This window comes from Enterobacter cloacae complex sp. GF14B (genome assembly GCF_004136805.1).
Classification (GTDB): Bacteria; Pseudomonadota; Gammaproteobacteria; order Enterobacterales; family Enterobacteriaceae; genus Enterobacter; species Enterobacter hormaechei_C.
On sequence record NZ_QFRV01000026.1, the window covers coordinates 42,806 to 48,972 of the forward strand.

The 6,167-nt window shown below is 60.4% G+C and carries 4 protein-coding genes; all 4 read left to right on the forward strand.

From position 1 onward, the window contains the following. Positions 1–116 precede the first annotated feature (116 nt). Positions 117–1,469, forward strand: a complete 1,353-nt coding sequence (yegD, locus tag DD606_RS10930) for a molecular chaperone (protein ID WP_129258630.1) — start codon at positions 117–119, stop codon at positions 1,467–1,469. Between the two features lie 216 nt (positions 1,470–1,685). Then, positions 1,686–2,888: an MdtA/MuxA family multidrug efflux RND transporter periplasmic adaptor subunit gene (locus DD606_RS10935; protein WP_022651490.1), complete on the forward strand. Its 1,203-nt coding sequence runs from the start codon at positions 1,686–1,688 to the stop codon at positions 2,886–2,888. Further along, a complete protein-coding gene (locus DD606_RS10940) occupies positions 2,888–6,010 on the forward strand; it encodes an MdtB/MuxB family multidrug efflux RND transporter permease subunit (protein ID WP_022651491.1) in 3,123 nt (1,040 codons plus the stop codon). Before DD606_RS10935 ends, DD606_RS10940 begins: the two co-directional genes overlap by 1 nt. Further along, positions 6,011–6,167, forward strand: a 157-nt coding sequence (locus tag DD606_RS10945; RefSeq protein WP_139158316.1) for an efflux RND transporter permease subunit, incomplete at its 3' end; no start/stop codon positions are given.

Consider the following 6,167-nt stretch of genomic DNA (forward strand, 5'->3'; position numbering starts at 1 on the left):
TATTTACCTCAGCATAAACCGAAAGATCGCGTTGCGCCTTGCTTTCATATTCCTGTTGTCGCCTGGCAGACATTTCGCTAAAGTCTCGCCCCTTCTCACCGGCATGGGGATTTATTGTGTTTATTGGATTCGACTACGGCACCGCAAACTGCTCGGTTGCGATAATGCAAAACGGACAACCGCAGCTCCTGAAAATGGAAAACGGCAGTACGCTGTTGCCGTCAATGCTCTGTGCGCCGACGCGTGAAGCGGTGAGCGAGTGGCTGTTCCGCCATCATCAGGTTCCTGCTACCGCAGCGGAAACCCAGGCGCTGCTGCGCCGTGCGGTCAGCTTTAACCGCGAGGAAGATATCGACGTTACCCCTTCCAGCGTGCAGTTCGGCCTCTCTTCCCTCGGGCAGTACATTGAAGATCCGGAAGAGGTCTACTTCGTTAAATCGCCGAAATCCTTCCTCGGCGCCAGCGGCCTGAAGCCACAGCAAGTGGCGATGTTTGAAGATCTGGTCTGCGCGATGATGCTGCACATCCGCAATCAGGCGCAGTCCCAGGTGCCGGATGCCATCACCCAGGCGGTGATTGGCCGTCCGATCAACTTCCAGGGGCTGGGCGGCGACGAAGCCAACCAGCAGGCGCAGGGGATCCTTGAGCGTGCAGCGCACCGGGCTGGCTTCCGTGACGTGGTATTCCAGTATGAGCCGGTTGCAGCGGGGCTGGATTTTGAAGCCACGCTGACAGAAGAACAACGGGTGCTGGTAGTGGACATCGGCGGCGGTACGACGGACTGCTCATTACTGCTGATGGGTCCGAAGTGGCATCACCGTCGCGATCGTGAAAACAGTCTGCTGGGGCACAGCGGCTGCCGAGTGGGCGGTAACGATCTGGATATTGCCCTGGCATTCAAGAGCCTGATGCCGCTGCTCGGCATGGGCGGTCAAACCGAGAAAGGCATCGCCCTGCCGATCCTGCCGTGGTGGAACGCGATTGCCATCAACGACGTCCCTGCCCAGAGTGATTTTTACAGCACCGCGAATGGCCGTTTCCTCAACGATCTGGTGCGTGATGCACAGGATGCAGAGAAGGTCGCGCTGCTGTATAAGGTGTGGCGTCAGCGCCTGAGCTACCGCGTGGTGCGCACCGCCGAAGAGAGCAAAATCGCCCTTTCCGATCGTCCTGAGCATGCGGTTTCGCTGCCGTTTATCAGTGACGATCTGGCTACGGCTATCACCCAGGAAGGGCTGGAAATGGCGCTGACTCAGCCGCTTCAGCGTATTCTGGAGCAGGTGCAGCTGGCGCTTGAGAATGGCAAAGTGAAGCCGGACGTGATTTACCTGACCGGCGGTAGCGCCCGTTCGCCGCTGATCAAGAAAGCGCTGGCGGAACAGCTGCTGGGGATCCCGATTGCCGGCGGCGATGACTTTGGCTCCGTTACGGCAGGGCTGGCGCGCTGGGCGCAGGTGGTGTTTAGCTAATGGAGTTGTGCCGGGTGGCGGCTTCGCCTTACCCGGCCAACAAGATCCTCCAACCGTTGGCCGGGTAAGCGCAGCGCCACCCGGCGAAGGCGAAACCGCGGCACCACACTCAGACCATTCCTGACAGTCTTCCATATTTCCTCCATTTTTCCACTGTGTTACCTGACTAAACTAGTATCATTCCCCGAAAGAGTTTCAGGATGAGAACGTATAACGATGAAAGGCAGTAACAAATCCCGCTGGGCAATCGCCGCTGGTCTGATTGTGGTGGTCCTGGCCGCCGCCTGGTACTGGCACAGCCAGTCAGCGAACTCCACGGCACCTGCTGGCGCCAGTAGCCCCTCACAACGCCCAACGGGCGGCGGGCGCCACGGTATGCGCGGCGGTGCGCTGGCACCGGTGCAGGCGGCAACGGCGGTGAATAAAGCGGTGCCTCGTTATCTCTCCGGGCTGGGAACCATCACTGCCGCCAACACCGTGACGGTACGTAGCCGCGTAGACGGTCAGCTGATGGCCATCCACTTCCAGGAAGGTCAACAGGTGAAAGCGGGCGATCTGCTGGCGGAAATCGATCCAAGCCAGTTTAAGGTGGCCCTGGCGCAGGCGCAGGGGCAACTCGCGAAAGACAAAGCCACCCTCGCCAATGCCCGCCGCGATTTAGCCCGCTATCAGCAGTTGGTAAAAACCAACCTCGTGTCGCGCCAGGAGCTGGATACCCAGCAATCTCTGGTCAGTGAATCTCAGGGCACCATCAAGGCCGACGAAGCCGCGGTCGCCAGCGCCCAGCTCCAGCTCGACTGGAGCCGGATCACCGCGCCGATTGACGGCCGCGTGGGCCTGAAACAGGTTGATATCGGGAACCAAATCTCCAGCGGCGATACCACGGGCATCGTGGTGATCACCCAGACGCACCCTATCGATCTCGTCTTTACCCTGCCGGAAAGCGACATTGCGACGGTGATACAGGCGCAGAAGGCCGGAAAATCGCTGGTGGTTGAAGCCTGGGATCGCACCAACAAGCAGAAGCTGAGCGAAGGTTCGCTGTTGAGCCTGGATAACCAGATCGACACCACCACCGGCACCATCAAGTTAAAAGCACGCTTCAACAATCAGGACGATGCCCTGTTCCCGAATCAGTTCGTCAATGCGCGAATGCTGGTCGCGACCGAAGAAAACGCCGTGGTGATCCCGACGGCGGCCCTGCAAATGGGCAGTGAAGGCAACTTTGTCTGGGTGCTGAACAGCGAAAACAAGGTCAGCAAACACCTGGTGAAAACCGGGATCCAGGACAGTCAGACGGTGGTGATCAGCGCCGGGCTGTCCGCAGGCGACCGCGTCGTAACCGACGGTATTGACCGGCTGACCGAAGGGGCGCAGGTCGAGGTGGTGGAAGCGCAGAATACAGGAGCAAAAGCCTGATGCAGGTGATGCCGCCGAGCTCTACAGGTGGGCCATCACGCCTGTTTATCTTACGTCCAGTTGCGACGACCCTGTTGATGGTGGCGATCCTGCTGGCCGGGATCATTGGCTACCGTTTTCTGCCCGTGTCGGCGCTGCCGGAAGTGGACTACCCGACTATTCAGGTTGTCACCCTCTATCCGGGCGCCAGTCCGGATGTGGTGACGTCCGCCATCACCGCCCCGCTGGAGCGTCAGTTTGGCCAGATGTCTGGCCTGAAGCAGATGTCCTCCCAGAGCTCGGGCGGCGCCTCGGTCGTCACGCTTCAGTTCCAGCTCGCCCTGTCGCTGGACGTCGCGGAACAGGAGGTGCAGGCCGCCATTAACGCCGCCACCAACCTGCTGCCGTCTGACCTGCCGAACCCGCCGGTTTACAGCAAGGTCAACCCGGCGGATCCGCCGATCATGACCCTTGCCGTCACCTCCTCCGCCATGCCGATGACCCAAGTGGAAGACATGGTTGAAACTCGCGTGGCGCAGAAGATTTCGCAGGTGACAGGCGTCGGGCTGGTGACGCTCGCAGGGGGACAACGCCCCGCTGTGCGCGTTAAGCTCAATGCCCAGGCCATTGCCGCGCTGGGGTTAACCAGCGAAACCATTCGCACCGCCATCAGCAGCGCCAACGTTAACTCAGCGAAGGGCTCGCTGGACGGCCCGACCCGCGCGGTCACGCTCTCCGCCAACGACCAGATGCAGTCCGCCGATGAATACCGTCAGCTGATCATTGCCTACCAGAACGGCGCACCGATCCGCCTGGGCGACGTGGCAACCGTCGAACAAGGCGCGGAAAACAGCTGGCTCGGGGCGTGGGCTAATAAGCAGCAGGCGATTGTCATGAACGTTCAGCGCCAGCCGGGCGCGAACATTATTGATACCGCCGACAGCATTCGCACCATGCTGCCGCAGCTGGTGGAAAGCCTGCCAAAATCGGTCAGCGTGAAAGTGCTCTCTGACCGCACCACGAATATTCGCGCGTCAGTGACTGACACCCAGTTCGAGCTGATGCTGGCGATTGCGCTGGTGGTGATGATCATCTACCTGTTCCTGCGCAACGTTCCGGCAACCATCATTCCCGCCGTTGCCGTGCCGCTCTCGCTGGTCGGGACGTTCGCGGTAATGGTATTTCTCGACTTCTCGATTAACAACCTGACGCTGATGGCGCTCACCATCGCCACCGGGTTTGTGGTGGACGACGCCATCGTGGTAATCGAAAACATCTCGCGCTATATCGAGAAAGGTGAAAAGCCGTTAGCCGCCGCGCTGAAGGGCGCGGGGGAGATCGGCTTTACCATTATTTCGCTCACCTTCTCGCTGATTGCGGTGCTGATTCCGCTGCTGTTTATGGGCGATATCGTCGGGCGGCTGTTCCGCGAGTTTGCCGTGACGCTGGCGGTCGCCATTCTGATCTCTGCCGTGGTGTCGCTGACGCTGACGCCGATGATGTGCGCCCGCATGCTGAGCCACGAATCTTTGCGCAAGCAAAACCGCTTCTCCCTCGCCTCCGAGCGGATGTTCGAGCGCATTATTGCCGCCTACGGCCGCGTGCTGGCGAAAGTCCTGAACCATCCCTGGGCGACGCTCGGCGTGGCCCTCGGCACGCTGGCGCTCAGCGTCATGCTGTGGATTTTCATTCCGAAAGGCTTCTTCCCGATTCAGGACAACGGCATTATTCAGGGCACGCTTCAGGCGCCACAGACGGTCTCCTTCGCCAACATGGCGCAGCGCCAGCAGCAGGTGTCTGAGATCATCATGAAAGATCCGGCGGTGGAAAGCCTGACTGCCTACGTGGGCGTGGACGGCACCAACCCGTCGCTTAACAGCGCGCGCCTGCAAATTAACCTTAAACCGCTTGATGACCGTGACGATCGCGTCAACGCGGTTATTGAGCGTCTGCAAAGCGCTGTGGCGCGCGTACCGGGCATTGAGCTGTATCTGCAACCGATCCAGGATTTAACCATTGATACGCAGGTGAGCCGCACGCAGTACCAGTTTACGCTCCAGGCCACCTCGCTTGATGCACTCAGCACCTGGGTGCCGCAGCTGGTGGACAAGCTGAAAGCACTGCCGCAGATTTCTGACGTCAGCAGCGACTGGCAGGATAAAGGGCTGGCGGCGTACGTGAACGTCAACCGCGACACCGCCAGCCGTCTGGGCATTACCATGTCCGACGTGGATAACGCGCTGTATAACGCCTTTGGCCAGCGCCTTATCTCCACCATTTACACCCAGGCGAACCAGTATCGCGTGGTGCTGGAACATAACACCGAGAACACGCCCGGGCTTGCCGCGCTGGACTCGATACGCCTGACCAGCAAAGACGGCGGGATTGTGCCGCTCAGCGCCATTGCCAGCGTGGAAGAGCGTCACACCCCGCTGTCGATTAACCATCTCGATCAGTTCCCATCCACCACCATTTCGTTCAACGTGCCGGACGGTTATTCCCTGGGCGAAGCGGTGGAGGCCATTCTGGGTGCGGAGAAAGAACTCAGCTTCCCGTCCGATATTCAGACCCAGTTCCAGGGCAGTACTCTGGCGTTCCAGGCCGCGCTGGGCAGCACCGTCTGGCTGATTGTCGCGGCGGTGGTGGCGATGTATATCGTGCTTGGCGTGCTGTATGAAAGCTTTATCCACCCGATCACCATTCTCTCCACCCTGCCGACGGCGGGCGTGGGGGCACTGCTGGCGCTGATGCTGGCGGGGAGCGAACTGGACGTGATTGCGATCATCGGCATCATTCTGCTTATCGGCATCGTGAAGAAAAACGCCATCATGATGATCGACTTTGCGCTGGCCGCCGAGCGCGAGCAGGGTATGGCGCCGCGCGAGGCCATTTACCAGGCCTGTCTGCTGCGTTTTCGCCCGATCCTGATGACCACCCTCGCCGCCCTGCTGGGCGCGCTGCCGCTGATGCTGAGCACCGGCGTGGGGGCCGAACTGCGCCGTCCGCTGGGCATCGGGATGGTCGGCGGCCTGCTCGTAAGCCAGGTGCTGACGCTGTTTACCACGCCGGTTATCTACCTGCTGTTTGACCGTCTGGCCCTGTGGACGAAAAGCCGCTTCCCGAAACGTGAAGAGGAGGCGTAAGTGAAGTTTTTCGCCCTCTTCATTTACCGTCCGGTGGCGACGATTTTACTCTCCGTCGCTATCACCCTGTGCGGCGTGCTGGGCTTCCGGCTGCTGCCGGTGGCCCCGCTGCCGCAGGTCGATTTCCCGGTGATCATGGTCAGCGCCTCGCTGCCGG